14 protein-coding genes are annotated in these 15,351 nt (G+C 69.8%); 3 read left to right on the top strand and 11 right to left on the bottom strand.

The window, feature by feature from the left end; translation table 11 throughout:
• Positions 1–11: 11 nt before the first annotated feature.
• Entirely contained in the window at positions 12–1,379 is a 1,368-nt protein-coding gene (dnaB, locus tag BW982_RS09945; RefSeq protein ID WP_083696623.1) for a replicative DNA helicase, read from the bottom strand.
• A 605-nt stretch (positions 1,380–1,984) separates the two neighbouring features.
• Here dnaB and BW982_RS09940 point away from each other — a divergent pair.
• Together BW982_RS09940 and BW982_RS17765 are read left to right on the top strand one after the other, a co-directional pair.
• Positions 1,985–3,010, top strand: coding sequence for a hypothetical protein (locus BW982_RS09940; protein ID WP_139327397.1), 1,026 nt, complete (start codon positions 1,985–1,987; stop codon positions 3,008–3,010).
• An 83-nt stretch (positions 3,011–3,093) separates the two neighbouring features.
• Positions 3,094–4,326 carry a chaplin family protein gene (locus BW982_RS17765; protein ID WP_076492807.1) on the top strand — a complete coding sequence of 411 codons (1,233 nt, stop codon included), beginning with the start codon at positions 3,094–3,096 and terminating at the stop codon, positions 4,324–4,326.
• A gap of 277 nt (positions 4,327–4,603) precedes the next feature.
• Here BW982_RS17765 and BW982_RS09930 read toward each other — a convergent pair whose 3' ends face one another.
• From BW982_RS09930 to rpsF, 6 genes are all read right to left on the bottom strand, one after another.
• Complete coding sequence (locus tag BW982_RS09930) at positions 4,604–5,035, bottom strand: cupin domain-containing protein (protein WP_076492805.1); 432 nt, start codon at positions 5,033–5,035, stop codon at positions 4,604–4,606.
• Entirely contained in the window at positions 5,028–6,353 is a 1,326-nt protein-coding gene (locus BW982_RS09925) for an amidohydrolase family protein (RefSeq protein WP_076492803.1), read from the bottom strand. The genes BW982_RS09930 and BW982_RS09925 overlap by 8 nt, the downstream gene beginning before the upstream one ends.
• A 218-nt stretch (positions 6,354–6,571) precedes the next feature.
• Positions 6,572–7,024, bottom strand: a complete 453-nt coding sequence (rplI, locus tag BW982_RS09920; protein WP_022879874.1) for a 50S ribosomal protein L9 — start codon at positions 7,022–7,024, stop codon at positions 6,572–6,574.
• 10 nt (positions 7,025–7,034) lie between these two features.
• A complete protein-coding gene (gene rpsR, locus BW982_RS09915) occupies positions 7,035–7,289 on the bottom strand; it encodes a 30S ribosomal protein S18 (RefSeq protein WP_013584646.1) in 255 nt (84 codons plus the stop codon).
• A 101-nt stretch (positions 7,290–7,390) separates the two neighbouring features.
• Positions 7,391–7,900, bottom strand: a complete 510-nt coding sequence (locus BW982_RS09910; protein WP_076492801.1) for a single-stranded DNA-binding protein — start codon at positions 7,898–7,900, stop codon at positions 7,391–7,393.
• Between the two features lie 5 nt (positions 7,901–7,905).
• Positions 7,906–8,298 (bottom strand): 30S ribosomal protein S6, encoded by a 393-nt coding sequence (gene rpsF / locus BW982_RS09905; RefSeq protein ID WP_022879872.1) that lies wholly within the window; start codon positions 8,296–8,298, stop codon positions 7,906–7,908.
• Positions 8,299–8,476: 178 nt separating this feature from the next.
• Here rpsF and BW982_RS09900 point away from each other — a divergent pair, with 178 nt between their 5' ends.
• Complete coding sequence (locus tag BW982_RS09900) at positions 8,477–9,565, top strand: hypothetical protein (protein WP_076492799.1); 1,089 nt, start codon at positions 8,477–8,479, stop codon at positions 9,563–9,565.
• A gap of 193 nt (positions 9,566–9,758) precedes the next feature.
• On the opposite strand, the gene BW982_RS09895 is transcribed toward BW982_RS09900, so the two are convergent.
• From BW982_RS09895 to BW982_RS09880, 4 genes are all read right to left on the bottom strand, one after another.
• Positions 9,759–11,450, bottom strand: a complete 1,692-nt coding sequence (locus BW982_RS09895; protein ID WP_076492797.1) for a dipeptide ABC transporter ATP-binding protein — start codon at positions 11,448–11,450, stop codon at positions 9,759–9,761.
• Positions 11,447–12,493 (bottom strand): ABC transporter permease, encoded by a 1,047-nt coding sequence (locus BW982_RS09890; protein WP_076492795.1) that lies wholly within the window; start codon positions 12,491–12,493, stop codon positions 11,447–11,449. Before BW982_RS09890 ends, BW982_RS09895 begins: the two co-directional genes overlap by 4 nt.
• A 1-nt stretch (position 12,494) precedes the next feature.
• Entirely contained in the window at positions 12,495–13,568 is a 1,074-nt protein-coding gene (locus tag BW982_RS09885; protein ID WP_076492793.1) for an ABC transporter permease, read from the bottom strand.
• Between the two features lie 67 nt (positions 13,569–13,635).
• On the bottom strand, positions 13,636–15,267 hold the full coding sequence (locus BW982_RS09880; protein WP_076492791.1) for an ABC transporter substrate-binding protein: 1,632 nt from the start codon (positions 15,265–15,267) through the stop codon (positions 13,636–13,638).
• Positions 15,268–15,351 lie beyond the last annotated feature (84 nt).

Here is a 15,351-nt window from a genome sequence, read left to right as displayed (position 1 = left end):
GCCCACCCCCACTACATCCCCGGCGCCATGTCGGCGAACCGCGAATAATGCCCCTGGAACGCCACCGTGATCGTGTCAGTGGGCCCGTTGCGGTGCTTCGCCACGATCAGATCCGCCTCACCCGCACGCGGGCTGTCCTTCTCGTACGCGGCCTCTCGGTGGAGGAGCACGACCATGTCGGCATCCTGCTCGATCGAGCCCGACTCACGCAGGTCGGACAGGGCGGGCTTCTTGTCGGCGCGCTGCTCGGCACCACGGTTCAGCTGCGACAGGGCGATGACGGGAACCTGCAGCTCCTTCGCCATCAGCTTCAGCGCACGCGAGAACTCACTGACCTCCTGCTGACGCGACTCGACGCGCTTACCGCTCGTGAGCAGCTGCAGGTAGTCGATGACGACCATCTTCAGACCCTCGCGCTGCTTCAGGCGACGGCACTTGGCGCGGATCTCGACCAGCGTCATGTTGGGGCTGTCGTCGATGTAGAGGGGGGCGTCGTTGATGCGACCGCGGGTGGACGCCACCGTCGTCCAGTCGCGCGAGTCGAGCGTTCCCTTGCGCATGCTCTGCAGCGGGATCGACCCCTCGGCGCTCAGCAGGCGCATCGCGATCTCGCTGCGCCCCATCTCGAGCGAGAAGAAGATGCAGGGTGCGTTCGACTTGATCGCGGCGGCGCGGGCGAAGTCGAGCGCGAGCGTCGACTTACCCATCGCGGGACGCGCGGCGAGCACGATCATCTGACCCGGGTGCAGACCGTTCGTCAGCTGGTCGAGGCCGGCGAACCCGGTCGGGATGCCGGTCATCGACCCGTCGCGACCGCGAGCGGCCTCGATCTCTTCGACCGCGGCATCCACCGCCATGGTCAGGGGGATGTAGTCTTCGGCGCTGTCGTCGCCCGAAACGTTGTAAATCTCGGCCTGCGCGCTGTTGACGAGCTCTGTCGGGTCACCCTCGCCCGCGTAACCCATCTGCACGATGCGCGTGCCGGCCTCGACCAGGCGCCGCAGCAGAGCCCGCTCGGCGACGATCGACGCGTAGTACCCCGCGTTGGCAGCCGTCGGCACGATCGAGGTGAGCGTGTGCAGGTAGTCGGCACCGCCGGCGCGCTGCAGCTCACCCGTCTTGATCAGCTCGTCGGTGACCGCGACGACGTCGGTCGGCTCACCGTGCGAGTACAGCGTGAGGATCGCCTCGAAGATCAGCTCGTGCTTCGGCACGTAGAAATCGCCGCCGCGCAGAGTCTCGATCACATCGGCGACAGCGTCTTTCGACAGCAGCATGCCACCCAGTGCGCTCTGCTCGGCCAAAATGTCGTGCGGCGGAGTGCGCTCCTGCCGCTGGGGTCCTCCGAGACGCTCGTTGGCGATGTCGGTGATCGACACAGGCACTCCTTCTCAGTTTTCGGACGCACGCACTCCACCAACGATGTCCGGCAACGGATCACGTCGGGTGGGGCGAGGCGACGCCCTCGAGCAGCATCGAATCACCGACCTCCGACATGGACGCGCGGGTGGTGACGGGGTGTGCCCGATGGGATGCACCCACGCTAAGGACGACCCCTCCTCCACGCAAACAGGCCTGTGGATAACTCTGTGGACAGCTTGCGAGAAACGCCGCGATTGCTGTGCACAACTCCTGTGGAGAACTCGGTGGATGATGTGGAAACAGTTTCTCGAAGTACCATCTGATCTGGTTTTTATCTGTCCACAGGAAAGCTGTGGGAATCCTGGTTGAAGCATGGGTTGAAGGTTGCTCGACTTGACAAAAGTGTGTGGACAACACGGGGGATAACTCCAGCGAGCAGCTACTGACAACCGCGTCCGCTGTCAAGTTATGTTCACGTGCGGCGTGTCGGTCGGTTCCCCCGCCGACACCGCGTGGTAACTGGGCGTTCCCTGAGTCTCTGGCCTTCTCGGCGCGAGAGGCGTAAAGTCGCGGCCCATAGACACGTCATAGGCGAGTGTCTACCGACTTTGGGGAGTCAGACATGGATGCCGCGACCCGGCGAAGCGCGATCCCAGCGCTTCGCGTGCTCGGGTGGGCGTTCGTCGCGGCCCTGGCGTGGGTCTTCCTCTCCCTCACTTTCTCGTCGTCGTCGGCGTCCGCAAACGACGACTCCGGCTCGGGTCTTCTCGGTCTCGTCACCGACACCGTGAACAGCACCACCGGAGCGGTCGGCGACACCGTGGCATCCGTGGTCCAGACGGTCGAGCCCGTGACGGCTCCCGTCGCAGCCGTCGTCCCCGCGCCCGTGAGCGAGCCGGTCCGCGCGGTCACCGAGACCACGGTCGACACCGTGAACGCCGTCGTCGACACGGTCAACGACACCGCGACGAGCACCGTCGAAACCGTCACCGACACCGTGTCGGACGTCGCCTCCTCCGGGGTCGTCGGCAGCGTCGTCACCCCCGTGGTCGACACCGTCGTGTCGGTCCCGGTCGTGGGCGGAATCGTCTCGGGCATCGGCCTCGACGACGTCGTGACCGGCGTGGTCGACACGGTCGACGAGACTCTGCCCGCCGTCGTCGGAACGGCGCCGTCCACCGACCCGATCGTCCCCACCCTCCCGGGCGGCGGCACGCTTCCCGGCGGCAGCGTCGACCCCACGACTCCCGCGCAGCCCGACCGGCCGGCCGCGAGCGCGGAGTCGACGGATGCCGCGGCACCCGCGGCCGCACCCGCGGCTGCGGCGAGCGCCGCCGTGCCCACGGCCGTCACCGCGCGCGCGGAGGCCGCAGCGAAAGCGTTCGCCGCCACCGCGACGGACTCCCCGGGCCACACGTCTGCCCACGGCACCACCCCGCCCGCAGAGACGCCCGTCGGCTACGGGCTGGGTGATGGCATCCCGGGTTCGTCTTCGGCATCCCTCTCGTCGGGTGCCGGCGGACCCGTCGCCGCGCGTCTCGACGACCGCGCCGGCGCGCCGACCTTCGTTCTTCTCTTCCGCAGCGCACTCGTCGACGACGATCTCCCCGGCGCCCCGGTCTTCTCCACCGACGTCTCCCCTGACTGAGGCGGGCCGCGTCGTGCTCCGGCACGACAGACGGTCCCGCGCGTTTCCGCGCACCCTCATTCACCACTCAGGAGAGAACTCTCATGCGCAAGATCTACTCGCGTGCCATCCTCGGCACGCTGATCGGCGGCGGCCTGGCCGTCGTCGGAGCCGGCATGGCCAATGCCGCGGAGACGTCGGGCACCGACGGCCTCCTCTCGGGCGACCAGGCGATCATCTCGGTCGACCTGCCCGTCACCATCGGCGGCAACGCCGTGTCCGTCCTCGGCGACAGCCACAGCGAGGATGCCACCACCTCGGCACCCGCGTCGCAGCCGGCGCCCGAGGCCACCACCGACGGAAGCGACAGCCTCCTCGGCGGTAACCAGGGCCTCATCTCGGTGGACGTCCCCGTGACCATCGGCGGCAACGCCGTGTCGGTCATCGGTGACAGCCACACCTCGGATGCCGAGACCTCGGCGCCCGCGGAAGAGACCGCCCCGCCCGCGGAGGAACCCGCTGCCGCTCCGGTCGTCGAGACCGACGGCACCGACAGCGTCGGCGGCGGCAACCAGGCCGTCCTCCCCGTCTCGGTGCCTGTGACCATCGGCGGCAACGCCGTCTCGGTCGTCGGCGACAGCCACACCGAGGACGCCACCACCACCGGCGGCTCCACCTCGGGCAGCGTCAGCGACGTCGAGACGGACGGCACCGACAGCCTCGGCGGCGGCAACCAGCTGATCGCTCCGATCAGCCTGCCGGTCACCATCGGCGGGAACGCCGTGTCCGGCATAGGAGACAGCCACACCGAGGACGCCACCACCACCGGCGGCACCACCACGAGCGGCACCGGCGACGTCACCACAGACGGCACCGACAGCCTCCTCGGCGGCAACCAGGCGATCCTCCCGATCAGCCTCCCCGTCACCATCGGCGGCAACGCCGTGTCGATCATCGGCGATAGCACCACGACGGGTTCGGAGACCGGAACCCCGGGAACCCCGGGAACCCCGGGCACGCCGGGCACGCCCGGAACCCCGGGAACCCCCGGAACCCCCGGAACCCCCGGAACCCCCGGAACCCCCGGCACCCCGGGCACGCCCGGCACCCCCGGCACCCCCGGCACCCCCGGAACCCCCGGCACGCCCGGCACCCCCGGCGTGACCGGCTCGGTCGCCTCGGTGTCGGCTTCGGCGGTGTCGTCGATGGCCGCGCCCCAGGGCGCGCTGGCCGTCACCGGAGTCAGCGGCGGCATGATGTGGGGCCTGCTCAACGCAGCTCTGATCCTGCTCGCCCTCGGAGGGGCGCTGGTCATCCGCCGCCGCCTCACCGTCTGACACCCGTTCGGGAGGGGCTTCGGCCTCTCCCGACGGGGCACCGGATGCCGCGACTCATTGGGGGCATGGCATCCGGTGTTCGGCATGTCCGGGGTCGGTCGCCCTCACTGCCCCCCGCCGCGACCACGGCGGGAGGAGATTCGGCCGGCGGAGGACCGAACGTGCCCGCGGCGTCCTCCCTCCGCCGAATCTCCTCCGCTCGCCGGGCGCCGCGCGCCACCGCCGCCCGCCCGCCGCTCGCCGCGCGCAACCGACACCGCAGCGCCGCGCGTCGACCTCAGTCGGCCAGGCGCCAGTCCTCGAAGCTGAACCCGGGCGACACGAGGCAGCTCACCACCGCTTCGGCACCGTCGACGAGACGCGCCGACTGCCAGACGCCGGCGGGGACGGTGGCCTGCAGCCGCTCCCCCGCGGCCAGGTCGGTGCCGAGCACCACCGTCTCCGTCAGCTCGGGGGAAGGCCCGTCGCCGCCGAACGACAGAGCGAGGCGGCCCGGACCGTGCCACAGCCACACCTCGTCGCTCGTCACGACGTGCCACGCGCTGTGCTCGCCGGGGGTCAGCAGGTAGTGGATCAGCGTCGCCGCGGGACGCGCGCCCGCGGGGGTGTCGACCGCGTACGTCCCCGTCCACATGCGCCGGAACCAGCCGCCCTCGGGGTGCTGCTCGAGGTCGAGCAGTCGGGCGGTGGTGGGACGGTCGTCAGTCACGGGACACTCCGGTCTCTCGGGCGAAGACGGCGGATGCGAAGCGCACCTCGCCGTCGATGAGGGTCGCTGCCGCGCGCCCGGCGCCGTCGACCACGAGGTGCTCGATCATGTCATCGGCCGCGGCCACGTCGATGTCGAAGAACGCGAGGTCGGCCACGGCGCCGACGGCGAGGTATCCCGTGCGCTGTGGCCCGGTGTCGAGCCCCATCGCGTGGGCGCCCCCGAGCGTCGCCGCGCGCAGCAGCAGCGCCGACAGGTCGCGGTGGGCGTAGCCCTGCGCCCGCGCGAGGCGGTGCAGCGCCGCCACATCGGACAGCAGATCCAGCGACGGTGACGACGACAGCGAGTCGGTGCCGACGGCGAGCGCATTGCCCTCGACGAGGTACGCGGCCACGGGCGGTTCGTCGAGACCGATCACGGCGTTCGACCGCGGGCACAGAGCCACGGTGGTCCCCCGCTGCCGCAGGATCGACCGGTCGCGGGCCGTCATGTACACGCCGTGGGCGATGTGGCAGTCGGGTCCGAGCACGCCGAGCTCGTCGACGAACTCCGTCGCCCCCGTGCCGAAGCCCTCGTCGCGCAGCGCCTGGAAGCTCGCGGGCCGCCGCTCCCGCCACGGCAACGCCTCGCCGTGCTCGCGCTCGAACGCCGCCTCGCCGAGGTGGATGTGCAGCCGACTCCCCCGCTCCCGCACGATGTCGGGGATCTCCAGCAGCGGCTCGACGTCGAGCGAATACGGGGCGTGCGGCGAGAGGCCGGTGCCCGGCGGCGACGGCAGCGCATCCAGCCGCGCCTCGACCTCGGCCCTCCCCCGCTCGGCCCACGCGGCGTTGGTCCAGCTCATCACCTCCCAATAGGTGATGCCGTGCAGCCGCGCGTCGTGCAGCGCCGAGGCGGCCTCGACGTCGGTGACGATGTCGGCCACCGCGGTCGTGCCGGCGGCGATCATCTGCGCCGCGCCCGCCCTGGCATCCGCGGCCCAATCCAACCCCGACTCGTAGACCGGCTCGAACGCCGCGGCCCACTCCTCGAACCCGGCGTACGACCCGCGCCCGACCTCGGCCATGCCCGTGTACTGGAGATGCGAGTGCGCGTTCACGAGGCCCGGGGTCAGGATGCCGGGCCAGTGCACCTCGTCGAACTCGACGCCGCGCTGGCGCAGCTCGTGCCGCACCCACTCGCGGTCGCCGACGTGGCGGATGCGGCCGCCCGCGACGGCGATCGCCCCGTCGACGATGGGCGGAGCGGTGATCGGGACGACGAGGGATGCCGAATACAGCACGACCCGCGGGCGCTCGGGTGCGCGATCGACGGTCATACCGTTCAGCCTAGGGACGCGGTGTGACGGCCGCGTGTCGTGAGGACCCGGGCGATGCCCCGGTCTCTGACGGTTTGAGGCGGATTCCGTGCTCTGGGGCGCGAGCTTCAGGCCCCACAGCACAGAACGCGCCCCGAACCGGAACCGCAGCCCCCGCCCGCGCACGCAGAACGGCCCCGGTCCGCCGAAGCGGGACCGGGGCCGTTCTCAGACGCGGATTACTTCGCGGCGACCACCTGGAGGGTGATCACGGCGGTGAGGTCGTCGCGGAGACGAACGGTCGCCTCGTGCTCGCCCACCGACTTGATCGCCGAGGTGATCTGGATCTTGCGCTTGTCGAGCTCACCGAGACCGGCGGCCTTGACCGCGTCGGCGACGTCGCCCGTCTTGACGGAACCGAAGAGACGACCCTCGGCACCGGCCTTGACGGCCAGCTTGACGGTGTTCGACTCGAGCGTGTTCTTCAGGGCCACGGCCTCTTCGTGGTCGTGGATCGCGCGGGACTCGCGAGCGGCGCGAATCGACGCGACCTGCTTCTCGCCACCGCGGCTCCAAGCCACGGCGAAGCCCTGCGGGATGAGGTAGTTGCGGGCGTACCCGTTCTTGACCTCGACAACGTCACCGGCGCTACCGAGCCCGGTGACCTCATTCGTGAGAATCAGCTTTGCCATCGGGTGCTCCTTAGCGGCCGGCGCCGGCGTAGGGCAGGAGAGCCATCTCGCGCGCGTTCTTGATGGCGCGGGCGATCAGGCGCTGCTCCTGCACGGAGACACCGGTGATACGACGGGCGCGGATCTTCCCGCGCTCCGAGATGAACTTGCGGAGGGTTGCGACGTCCTTGTAGTCGATGACGCCGACGCGGATCGCCTTCGCGGGGGCGGCGTTCTTCGCGCCCTTCCGCGGCTTGCGGCGGTCGCCAGTGGCCTTTCCAGCCATGCTTCCTTCTTTCGTGTGGATTCGGATGCCGGGGGCTTTCGCGTCGCCCGGGCTCGGCATCCGGAATGTTGGGGTTCGTCACGCCGTGAGGCGTAGCGAGATCAGAACGGGGTGTCGTCTCCGTAGGAACCGGGAGTGCTCCACGCGTCGGCGCCGCCGCCCTGGTTCGACCCGGGGGTCGACCACGGCTCGTCGTTCGACTGCTGCACCTGCGGGCGTCCGCCGCCGCCACCGCCGCCGCCCGAAGAGGCAGCACGGGTGACCTGAGCGGTCGCGTAGCGGAGCGAGGGGCCGATCTCGTCGACCTCCAGCTCGATCGAGGTGCGGTTGTTGCCCTCGCGGTCCTGGTACGAGCGCTGCTTCAGGCGACCGGTCGCGATGACGCGGGACCCCTTCGTCAGCGATCCGGCGACGTGCTCGGCGAATTCGCGCCACACCGAGGCGCGCAGGAAGAGCGCCTCGCCGTCCTTCCACTCGTTCGCCTGACGGTCGAACGTGCGGGGGGTCGACGCGATGGTGAAGTTCGCCACGGGCAGACCGTTCTGCGTGTACCGCAGCTCCGGGTCGGCCGTGAGGTTCCCCACGACGGTGATGACGGTTTCGCCGGCCATCGTCGTTACTTCGCTGCCTTCTCGGCGGACTCGACCTTGCGGGGAGCGGCAGCCTTGCGAGCGGCCTTCTCCTCGGAGCGCTTCGCCTCGGCGGCGACCTGCGCGATGGCCTCTTCCGCACGGAGGACCTTGGTGCGCATGATCTGCTCGCTCAGCTTCAGCTGGCGGTCGAGCTCCTGCGTGGCCTCGCTCGTGGCGGTGAAGTCGACGACGGCGTAGATGCCCTCGTTCTTCTTCTTGATCTCGTAGGCCAGACGGCGGCGTCCCCAGACATCCACCTTCTCGATGGTTCCCCCATCGTTGGTGATGACCTTGAGGAACCCGTCGAGCTTCGGAGCGACCTGGCGCTCGTCGATCTCGGGGTCGAAGATGACCATGAGTTCGTACTGGTGCGTCACTAACCCACCTCCTTCGGACTAGAACGGCTGACGGGCATTTCCCGGCAGCAGGAGGGTGTGGTGCACGTCGTCTCGGGCTTACACGCGCATGGGCGTCGCCAGACAACCTTCGTAGTCTAACGGATGCCACCCCGCAGCGGGAATCGAGGTTCGGCGCCGCGCTCGGTAGCGTGGGGCCATGAGCGGCACGACGCTGGACACCTCCGCCCTGACGCAACCGGTCTCGCGCGCGGAGGTGCGGCAGTTCACCGCGCAGCTGCGCCGCGAGGGGAAGCTCACCAGCGTGGTCGTCACCACCATCGGATTCGTCGTCGTCGGTGGCATCCTGCTCGTCTCCGCCTCGCTCATGGCGGCCGTCGTGAGCTTCGGGCTGTTCGCCGACGACGGGCGTCCGAGCCCGATCGGCATCGGCTTCCTCCTCTTCTTCGTCGCCGTGATCGCGCTGATCGCGTACACGCTGATCGTGATGTTCCGCGGGCGGGCGACGCGCCGCTACCGAATCGCGCACTTCGCCCAGGCGAACGGGATGACGTGGTTCCCCACCGTCCCGAACCCCGCCCTGCCCGGCATGATCTTCAGCGAGGGCCACTCCCGCGAGGCCACCGACGTGGTCCACGGCCCGCGTCCTCGCTGGGTCGAGGTCGGCAACTACACGTACAAGACCGGGTCGGGGAAGAACGAGCAGACGCACAAGTGGGCGTACGTCGAGCTGCGGCTCGACACCCCGCTCCCCCACATCGTCCTGGATGCCGTGGGCAACAACGGACTGTTCGGGGTGTCGAACCTCCCGGCGGTGTTCTCCCGCGACCAGCGCCTGAGCCTCGAGGGCGACTTCGACCAGCACTTCGCGCTGTACTGCCCGAAGGGCTACGAGCGCGACGCCCTGTACCTCTTCACGCCCGACGTGATGGCGCGGTTCATCGACAACGCCGCGGCCCTCGACGTCGAGATCGTCGACGACCGCCTCTTCCTCTACGCGCGGCGCGAGCTGTCGACCACCGACCCGGCGACGTGGGAGTGGATCTTCGGAACGGTGGATGCCATCGACGAGAAGCTCGGCCAGTGGGCGCGGTGGCGCGACGAACGGTTGCCCGCGGCCGCCGCCCCCGTGGCATCCGGGGTTCCGCTGCTCACTCCCCCGCCCGCCGGCGTCGCGCCCGAGGGCCGCCGGCTGCGCCGTGGCTTCTCGTGGATCGGCGGCGTGATCGCCGTGCTGGCGATCGGATGGTGGCTGTTCTCCGTGGTGTCGGACATCTTCCTGCGCTGAGCGGCGGTTCCGCGCTCCGGAGTTTCGGGCCGTGATCGGCGCCGTGGCCGCCGGTCGGCGGCGCCCAGCGGCCAGCGGTCCGGAGCGCGGGACGCGCGAAACTCCTGACTTTCGTCACCGCACCGCGCCGAACCGCCCAGAACCGCGGGCGTACCCGCCGAAACTCAGGAGTTCGGCCCGGAATACCGAGGCGTCACACCCCGCGCGTCGACCGCCACAGCTCGCGGCGGGACTCCTGCGCGACCGGGTCCGGCACCGGGAGGGATGCCAGCAGCCGCTTCGTGTAGTCGTCGCGGGGCTCCGTGAGCACCTGCACGGTCGTGCCCTGCTCGCGGATCACGCCCTGCCGCAGCACGACGATGCGGTCGGCCACCTCGTCGACGACCGCGAGGTCGTGGCTGATGAAGAGGCACGCGAAGCCGAACTCGCGCTGCAGCTCGGCGAAGAGCTGCAGCACGCGCGCCTGCACCGACACGTCCAGCGCCGAGGTCGGCTCGTCCGCGATCAGCAGCTTCGGGTCGAGCGCGAGCGCGCGGGCCAGCGAGGCACGCTGGCGCTGACCGCCCGACAGCTCGTGCGGGTAGCGATCCCCGAACGCGGTCGGCAGCTGCACGGCATCCAGGAGCTCGTCCACGCGTGCCCGCGCGGCGCGCGCGCCGGCGGCCCGGTGATGCACGAGGAGTGGTTCGGCGATGCACTCGGCGATGGTGAGGAGCGGGTTGAAGCTGGTCGCCGGGTCCTGGAAGACGAAACCGATGTCGGGGCGGGTCTTCGCCAGCGTGCGGGGCTTCGCACCGCGCATCTCGGTGCCCAGCACCTTCAGCGACCCGCCGACGACCGAGGTGAGACCGACCATCGCGCGGCCGATCGTCGTCTTGCCCGACCCCGACTCGCCCACGAGGCCCAGCACTTCGCCGGGGCCGATCCAGAAGTCGACGCCCTTCACGGCGATGACGCCGGGCGACCCGAAGCGCCCCGGATATCCGATCTCGACCTTCTCGGCGACGACCAGGCTGCCCTCGGGCGGCGCGGTCGGGGCCGGGGTGTCGAGCGACTGCTGCGCGCTCTTCCCGCGGCCGACGTGCGGTACGGCGGCGAGCAGCTCGCGCGTGTACTGCTGCTGCGGAGCGGCGAACAGCTCGCGCACGGGCGCCTGCTCGACGATGTCGCCGCGGTACATCACCACGACGCGGTCGGCGAGGTCGGCGACCACACCCATGTTGTGGGTGATGAGCACGATCGTCGCGCCGAACTCGTCGCGGCACGTGCGCAGCAGGTCGAGGATCTCGGCCTGCACGGTGACGTCGAGCGCCGTGGTCGGCTCGTCGGCGATGATGAGCCCGGCGTCGAGCACCAGCGCCATGGCGATCACCACGCGCTGCTTCTGTCCGCCCGAGAACTGGTGCGGATAGTCGTCGACGCGGCTCTCGGGATCGGGGATGCCGACCCGACGCAGGATGTCGACGGCCTTGGCCTTCGCCTCGGACTTCGACAGCTTCTCGTGCGCGCGGAGGCCCTCGGCGATCTGCCAACCGACGGTGTAGACGGGGTTCAACGCCGTGGACGGCTCCTGGAACACCATCGCCGCGTCGCGACCGCGCATCGCCCGCAGCTGCGCGTGCGTCGCGTGCACGATGTCAGTCTCCTCACCCTCGCGGCCGCGGACGATCACGGCGCCCGACAGGGTCGCGGTCTCGGGCAGCAGGCCCAGCAGCGTGTTGGCGGTCACGGTCTTGCCCGACCCAGACTCGCCCACGATGGCGAGGACCTCGCCGGCGTGGGCTTCGAGCGAGATGCCGTTGATGGCGGCGACGGGCTCGCCGTCGGTGGCGAACGCGACCCGGAGATCGTCGATGCGGGCGACGGACTCGGCGGTGCCGGTCATGCGGGACTCCCGTCGGAAGGGGTGGATGCCGGGGACCCGGCGGGGGCGACGGGCGCCGGGGCCGCGGGTGCGAGCGGCGCGGGAGCGTTTCGCGCCCGGCGGCGCGTGCGCAACCGCGGGTCGCTGAGGTCGTTGAGGCTCTCGCCGACCAGCGTGATGCCGAGCACGGCGAGCACGATCGCGACGCCCGGTGGGATGGCGGTCCACCAGATGCCGCTGGTGACGTCGCTGACCGAGCGGTTGAGGTCGTAGCCCCACTCGGCCGCCGCGGTGGCCTCGATGCCGAAGCCGAGGAAGCCGAGGCCCGCGAGGGTCAGCAGCGCCTCCGAGGCGTTGAGCGTCACGACGACCGGGAGCGACCGCGTGGAGTTGCGCAGCACGTGACGCAGCAGGATGCGCGCGGTCGGCACACCGATCACGCGGGCCGACTCGACGAACGGTTCGGCCTTCACGCGCACCACCTCGGCGCGGATCACGCGGAAGTACTGCGGCACGAACACCACCGTGATCGAGATGGCGGTGGCGAGGATGCCGCCCCACAGCGTCGACTGTCCCTTCGTGATCGCGATCGACATGACGATGGCGAGCAGCAGCGACGGGAACGCGTAGATCGCGTCGCAGAGGACCACCAAGACGCGGTCGATCCAGCCGCCGAAGTAGCCGCTGACCAGCCCCAAGAAGATGCCGAGGAAGATCGAGAACGCGATCGCGCACAGGATCACCAGCAGCGCCGTCTGCGCACCCCAGATCACGCGGGAGAGCACGTCGTACCCGCCGACCGTCGTGCCGAGGATGTTCATGGCGTTCGGAGCGTGCTGCGTGCCGAACTTCGTGCCGCCCGCCTCCTGCTGCGAGAAGCCGTAGGGCGCGAGGACCGGCGCGAGCACGGCCGTCAGCACGAACACGGAGGTGATCACGAGACCGATCACGAGCATGGTGCGCTGGAGGCCGACGCTGCGGCGCAGGTGCGAGATGACCGGCAGGCGGTCGCGCAGCGGAACCTTGCGCGCGGTCAGGGCCGCGGGGGCCGTGGCATCCGTCATGTCAGTACCTCACTCGCGGGTCGATGATCGCCGCGATGACGTCGACCAGGAAGTTCGTGAAGGCCACCAGCACGGCGATCATGACGACGATGCCCTGCACGGCGACGAAATCGCGCGCCTTCAGGTACTCGCTGAGCATGAAGCCGAGACCCTTCCACTCGAACGTGGTCTCGGTCAGCACCGCGCCCGAGAGCAGCAGGGCGATCTGCAGACCGATGACCGTGATGATCGGGATGAGCGCCGGGCGATAGGCGTGCTTGGTGACCAGGCGGTACTCCCCCACGCCGCGCGACCGCGCCGACGTGACGTACTGCGCGCCGAGCGTGCCGATGACGTTGGTGCGGACGAGCCGCAGGAAGATCCCCGCGGTCAGGATGCCGAGCGCCAGGCCCGGCAGGATCGCGTGGGTCAGCACATCCCCCACCGCGGCGCCGTCGCCGAGGCGGATGGCATCCATGAGATAGATGCCGCTGGGGTTGTCGAGAGCCTGGAGCTTCAGCTCGGTGCGCGTGCTCGCGCGACCGGCGACGGGCAGCACGCTCAGCCACACCGAGAAAACGAGCTTGAGCAGGAGGCCGACGAAGAAGATCGGGGTGGCATAGCCGAGGATCGCGCCGATGCGCAGCACCGCGTCGGGCCAGCGGTCGCGGCGGTAGGCGGCGAGCAGACCGAACGGGATGCCGATCAGCAGGGCCACGATCAGCGCGTAGATCGCCAGCTCGAGGGTGGCCGAGCCGTACTGCAGCAGGATGCCGAGAACCGGACGGTTGTCGGTGATCGTCGTGCCGAAGTCCCCGCGCAGGATGCCGCCGATGTACTCGAAGTACTGGATGTACAGCGGACGGTCGTAACCGGCCTCGGCGATGCGCTGCGCCAGCTGCTCGGGCGGGAGGCGTCCGCCGAGGGCGGCGGTGATCGGGTCGCCCGTGACCCGCATGAGCAGGAACACGACGGTCACGAGGATGAAGACCGTCGGGATGATCAGCAGGAGTCGGATGAGGATGTAGCGCCAGAGGCCGCCGCCCCTCGGGGCGACGGGCGCGGCGATGACGGGGGCGTCGACGGCGGTGGCCATGGGTACCTAACGAGGAGGAACGCGGCGGGTGCCCGGCCCCGCGAGGGACCGGGCACCCGCCCGTCGATTACTTGTGCAGCGGGGCGTAGCGGAACTTGAAGGATCCGTCGAGGACGGCGCCCTCCACGCTCGAGCCGACGACCGCGACCTGCTTGCCCTGGAGCAGCGGCAGCGTGGACAGGTCGGCCGCCACCGCGTCCTGGATGTCGCCGATCTCCTGCTCACGCGTGGCCTTGTCGGTCTGCGTGGCCTGGTCGGCGAGCATCTTCTGGACGTCGGCGTTGTCGTAGTGGTTGCCGAGGAAGTTGTCCGCCGTGAAGAACGGGGTCAGGTAGTTGTCGGCATCCGAGTAGTCCGGGAACCAGCCGAGCTGGTAGGCGGGGTACACGTCGGCGACGCGGTCCTTGGTGTACTGCACCCACTCGGTCTGCGCGAGGTTGACGGTGAACAGGCCGTCCTTCTCGAGCTGCGCCTTCACCGCGGCGTACTCGTCACCCGATGAGGGGCCGTAGTGGTCGCCGTTGTACTGCAGGTTCAGCGTGACCGGCGTCTGGACGCCCGCGGCCTCGAGGGTCGCCTTGGCCTTCGCCGCGTCGGGCTTGCCGCTGCCGTCGCCGTAGAGACCCTTCAGCGCCTCGTTGGCGCCGGCGAGACCCTGCGGAACGTAGGAGTACAGCGGCGAGTAGGTGTCCTTGTACACGTCGGTCGCGATCGCCTGGCGGTCGACGAGGTCGGCCGCGGCCTGACGCACGGCGAGCGACTTGGCGGCGTCGGCCTCGGGGGTCTTCGCGCCGAAGGGCATGGTGTCGAAGTTGAAGACGATGTAGCGGATCTCGCCGCCGGGGCCGTCGACGACCTTCACCGCGTCGTTCGACGACAGGTCGGCGATGTCGGTGGCGCTCAGGCTGCGGAACGCGACGTCGATCGCACCCGACTGCACGTCGAGCTTGAGGTTCGAGGCGTCGGCGTAGTACTTCGCCGAGATGCCGCTGTTCTCGGGCTTGGGCAGCGAGCCCTGGTAGTCGGCGTAGGGCGCGTACGAGATGAGCTCGTTCAGCTTGTACGACTCGATCGTGTACTGACCGGCGAAGGCCTTGCCCTCGACGATCGTGTCGTCGGGCGTCACGGCGTCGGCCGAGAAGACCTCTTCATCGACGATGGGAGCTGCGGGGCTCGACAGGATCTGCGGCCAGATCTGGTCGTTGCCGTTCTTCAGCGTGAAGACGACAGTGGTGTCGTCGGGCGTCGCGACGCTGTCGAGGTTGCCGAGCAGCGACGAGGGGCCGTTGGGGTCGGCGATCTTCACCTGGCGGTCGAACGAGAACTTCACGTCCGAGGAGGTGAGGTCGTGACCGTTGGCGAACTTCAGGCCCGACTTCAGCTTGACCGTGTACTCGGTCGGCGAGGTGAACTCGGCCGACTCGGCGATGTCGGGCGTGACGTCCGACGTGCCGTACTGGCTGTTGAGGAGGAACGGGTAGACCTGGTTCATCACGGCGAACGAGCCGTTGTCGTACGAGCCGGCCGGGTCGATGGAGCTGATCTTGTCGGTCGTGCCGACGACCAGCGGGTCGCCGGAGCCGCTGTCCGAGCCGGTGTCTCCCCCGCCGGCCGAGCAGCCTGTGAGGACGAGTGCCGAGACGCCGAAGGCGCCGAGAGCGAGGCCCAGACGGCCCCGACCACTGTTGTGCAGTGTCATTGAGTTACCTCTGCTGTGAAGTGTCGATCGCGACAGATGCCGCAGTCCTTCGGACATCTTTGTCGTCGGCAGGCCAGTCGCCAA

The organism is Microbacterium sp. RURRCA19A, assembly GCF_900156455.1.
Taxonomy (GTDB): domain Bacteria; phylum Actinomycetota; class Actinomycetes; order Actinomycetales; family Microbacteriaceae; genus Microbacterium.
This window is presented reverse-complemented; position numbering and strand designations above follow the sequence as displayed.

Bases quoted from the DNA above. Each gene is read 5' to 3' on its own strand.
- BW982_RS09940 (WP_139327397.1), top strand. From the start codon at position 1,985: ATGGATGCCGCGACCCGGCGAAGCGCGATCCCAGCGCTTCGCGTGCTC.
- BW982_RS17765 (WP_076492807.1), top strand. From the start codon at position 3,094: ATGCGCAAGATCTACTCGCGTGCCATCCTCGGCACGCTGATCGGCGGC.
- BW982_RS09925 (WP_076492803.1), bottom strand. From the start codon at position 6,353: ATGACCGTCGATCGCGCACCCGAGCGCCCGCGGGTCGTGCTGTATTCG.
- rplI (WP_022879874.1), bottom strand. From the start codon at position 7,024: ATGGCAAAGCTGATTCTCACGAATGAGGTCACCGGGCTCGGTAGCGCC.
- rpsR (WP_013584646.1), bottom strand. From the start codon at position 7,289: ATGGCTGGAAAGGCCACTGGCGACCGCCGCAAGCCGCGGAAGGGCGCG.
- BW982_RS09910 (WP_076492801.1), bottom strand. From the start codon at position 7,900: ATGGCCGGCGAAACCGTCATCACCGTCGTGGGGAACCTCACGGCCGAC.
- BW982_RS09900 (WP_076492799.1), top strand. From the start codon at position 8,477: ATGAGCGGCACGACGCTGGACACCTCCGCCCTGACGCAACCGGTCTCG.
- BW982_RS09895 (WP_076492797.1), bottom strand. From the start codon at position 11,450: ATGACCGGCACCGCCGAGTCCGTCGCCCGCATCGACGATCTCCGGGTC.
- BW982_RS09890 (WP_076492795.1), bottom strand. From the start codon at position 12,493: ATGACGGATGCCACGGCCCCCGCGGCCCTGACCGCGCGCAAGGTTCCG.
- BW982_RS09885 (WP_076492793.1), bottom strand. From the start codon at position 13,568: ATGGCCACCGCCGTCGACGCCCCCGTCATCGCCGCGCCCGTCGCCCCG.
- BW982_RS09880 (WP_076492791.1), bottom strand. From the start codon at position 15,267: ATGACACTGCACAACAGTGGTCGGGGCCGTCTGGGCCTCGCTCTCGGC.